This window comes from Salipiger sp. HF18 (assembly GCF_011806505.1).
GTDB lineage: Bacteria > Pseudomonadota > Alphaproteobacteria > Rhodobacterales > Rhodobacteraceae > Salipiger > Salipiger thiooxidans.
In genome coordinates this window covers 1-2,828 of the sequence record NZ_JAATOS010000503.1, presented here as the reverse complement: position 1 = coordinate 2,828, position 2,828 = coordinate 1, and the positions used below count along the sequence as shown (strand labels likewise).

The window sequence follows — 2,828 nt, the reverse complement described above, 5'->3', positions numbered from 1 at the left end:
GCTTCCCCGAGGACGTGGTCGAGCTCATCGGCCTCTTCGGTAACAGCGTCGAGGGCCAGCCGGTGCGCGCGGTGCCGGGCGAGGGCACGCATGTGCCGGTCTGGATCCTCGGCTCGTCGCTCTTCGGGGCGCAGCTTGCGGCGCATCTGGGGCTGCCCTACGCCTTCGCCTCGCATTTCGCCCCCGACGCGCTCGAGCAGGCCATCGCCATCTACCGCGAGCGCTTTCAGCCGGGCATCACCGACACGCCCCGCTTCATGCTCGCCGCCAACGTCTGGGCCGCCGACACCGAGGCCGAGGCGATCCGTCTCAAGACCTCGCAGCAGCAGGCCTTCATCAACCTGCGCAGCGGCCAGCCGGGCAAGCTGCCGCGGCCGGTGGCGGACATCTCCACCGTGGCCGACCCGCGCTACGTGGCAATGGCGGACCATGCGCTCAGTGTCTCGGCGACCGGCGATCCGGGGCAGGTGGCCACCGGTCTGGCGCGGCTCATCGACCGCTACCAGCCGGACGAGCTGATCCTGTCGAGCGCCATGCACGACCCGGCCGCGCGCCGCCGCAGCTACGAGATCGCCATGGATGCGATGAAATCTCTGCACTTCGCCCCCTGTACTGCGGAGTGATTCAGGATTCGGAAAGAACCCGCGCTGTATGAGTGGAGCCGTCCGCCGGTAAGGAGATTCTTTCATGTGGTTTTCGCGGAAACCGAAGCAGACGGTGCAGAAAGTCACGGGGGATGAAGCCATTCTCCAGATCGTGGAGCGCACGCAGGCGGTGATCCACTTCAACCCCGATGGCACCGTCATCCGGGCAAATGATGCGTTTCTGAAGGCCTTGGGGTACACGGCGGAAGAGCTCGTGGGCAAGCACCACAGCATCTTCGTGCAGCGCGGCTACCGCCAGACCGAGGATTATCGCCGCTTCTGGGAGGATTTGCGCGCCGGCAAGTTCTTCTCGGACGAGTTTCCTCGGGTCACCAAGGACGACAAGGTGATCTGGATCGCCGCCACCTACGCCCCCGTTTTCGACGAGGCGGGGAACGTGGTGCGGATCACCAAGATCGCGACCGAGATCACCGGCCAGCGCGAGGCGATCCGCGAACTCGGGCGCGGGATCGAGGCGCTCAGCCGGGGTGACCTCTCGACCCGGGTCGAGATCGCCCGGGACAACCGGCTCTGCGAGATCGGCGATGCGCTGAACGCGGCGGTGGACAATTTCTCCGGGCTGATCACGCAGGTGCAATCGACGTCGAACACCATCGACGCCATCACCTCGCAGATCGGCGTGAACTCCGACGAGCTGTCGCGCCGGACCGAGACCCAGGCGGCAACGCTGGAAGAGACCGCCGCCGCGGTCGAACAGCTGAACGCCAACGCCCGCTCTGCGGCGGAATACGCGGGCGAAGTCGGGCGCGAGGCCGAGGACACCAAGAACGCCGCCGAAGGCAGCAGCAAGGTGGTCGAGGACGTCACCCAGGCGATGAAGCGGATCGAGACCTCGTCGGACTCGATTTCTCAGATCATCTCGGTGATCGACGACATCGCCTTCCAGACCAACCTGCTGGCGCTCAACGCCGGCGTCGAGGCGGCGCGCGCGGGCGAGGCCGGCCGCGGCTTCGCGGTCGTGGCCTCCGAGGTGCGCTCGCTGGCGCAACGCTCGGCGGAATCCGCGCAGGAGATCAAGGCACTGATCAGCGAGAGCGGCGGGCACGTGAAGGCGGGCGGCGATCTCGTGAGGCGCGCCCGCAACGAGGTTTCGAACATCTTCCAGGGGGGCGAAAGCTCCGTGACCCAGCAGAACGCCGCCATGGTCAACGAGACCACCGGCGCGACCCGGACACTCGCCGCCAACAGCGCCTCGCTGGCCGAAGGGGTGAGCGTCTTCCGGGTGACGGGCGACGGCAGTGCGTCGAGCGGATGGGACAGCACCGGCGGTACGCAGCACTCCGGGCGCACGGCGGCCTGACCGGCGGGGCGTGGTCTCGCAGCGCTGAACCACCGCGCCATGACGCGCGCGCGTGCCGAGACGATGCGGGGAGATGTCTCCCTGCCGACACAGCACCGGCAACGTAAGTCTGGCAAAGACCCACCGACAAACATGCGCCGGCACCGAAACAGAAACAGGCAGCGGCCCGGTCATGCGGGTCGCTGCCTTTGTCATTCTGGCTAACGTACGCGCCCACCACGCAAACCTCGCGCTAGAGCGCAAGCTGGCCTGCAATCCGGGCACGCAAGAGCGCCCTTCCGCCCGGTGCGCCGGGCAGGCAGGGCCATCATGCACAACAGCGGCACGTACCGCGAGGTGATCCCCAGCGGTGTGGCGAGATTTTGCGGAATGTCAGAGCAGGCCGCGAGGCCGTGTAAGTCAGGCCTTCTTGCGCAGGCCCGTCGCATCCCATTGCAAGCGCTCGATCAGCGCTTCCTGCGCTTCGATCACGGCTGCAGCTTCATGGCGTTCGGAGAGAATTTCGCCGAAGTCAATTCGGGAAGTCATACCGCCGTCCGGGCTGTAAGAAGGGAGTTTGTCGGCCCGAAGCCGGTGAACTAGTTCATCCATCACACGTCTCTGTACAAGTTGACCCGGGCGTGGTGGCCAGGAAAAAACAGCGGCCGACCTGCTCGGAATCAGATTACTTCAAACTGGCATTTCTAGTGTTACGCTTTGTATCGCAAAGATTGCGGCTTCCGAAAGGTTTTTTCGGCAGGCACAGGACATGTGCAGCCTGGCACAGGGGCTACCGCAACCCAGACCTGTGACCCGTGCTTACGTCGAACCGCTCCGAGAGGCGCAGCTCCTGACCATGGAGCCGGCAGCCGCGCCGCATTTCC

Annotated in this window: 3 protein-coding genes; 2 read left to right on the top strand and 1 reads right to left on the bottom strand. The window is 65.8% G+C overall.

What is annotated here, in order from left to right:
* Window positions 1-623 (top strand): MsnO8 family LLM class oxidoreductase (locus HC022_RS23170; RefSeq protein ID WP_167453973.1); only part of this gene is annotated, 623 nt, incomplete at its 5' end.
* A 64-nt stretch (window positions 624-687) separates the two neighbouring features.
* A complete protein-coding gene (locus tag HC022_RS23165) occupies window positions 688-1,965 on the top strand; it encodes a PAS domain-containing methyl-accepting chemotaxis protein (RefSeq protein WP_167453972.1) in 1,278 nt (425 codons plus the stop codon).
* Window positions 1,966-2,364: 399 nt separating this feature from the next.
* On the opposite strand, the gene HC022_RS23160 is transcribed toward HC022_RS23165, so the two are convergent.
* Entirely contained in the window at window positions 2,365-2,556 is a 192-nt protein-coding gene (locus HC022_RS23160) for a hypothetical protein (RefSeq protein WP_089961080.1), read from the bottom strand.
* Between the last annotated feature and the right edge of the window lie 272 nt (window positions 2,557-2,828).

What these genes read in the sequence shown, in the direction of transcription:
- HC022_RS23165 (WP_167453972.1), top strand. Translation starts at nt 688, where the DNA reads ATGTGGTTTTCGCGGAAACCGAAGCAGACGGTGCAGAAAGTCACGGGG.
- HC022_RS23160 (WP_089961080.1), bottom strand. Translation starts at nt 2,556, where the DNA reads ATGGATGAACTAGTTCACCGGCTTCGGGCCGACAAACTCCCTTCTTAC.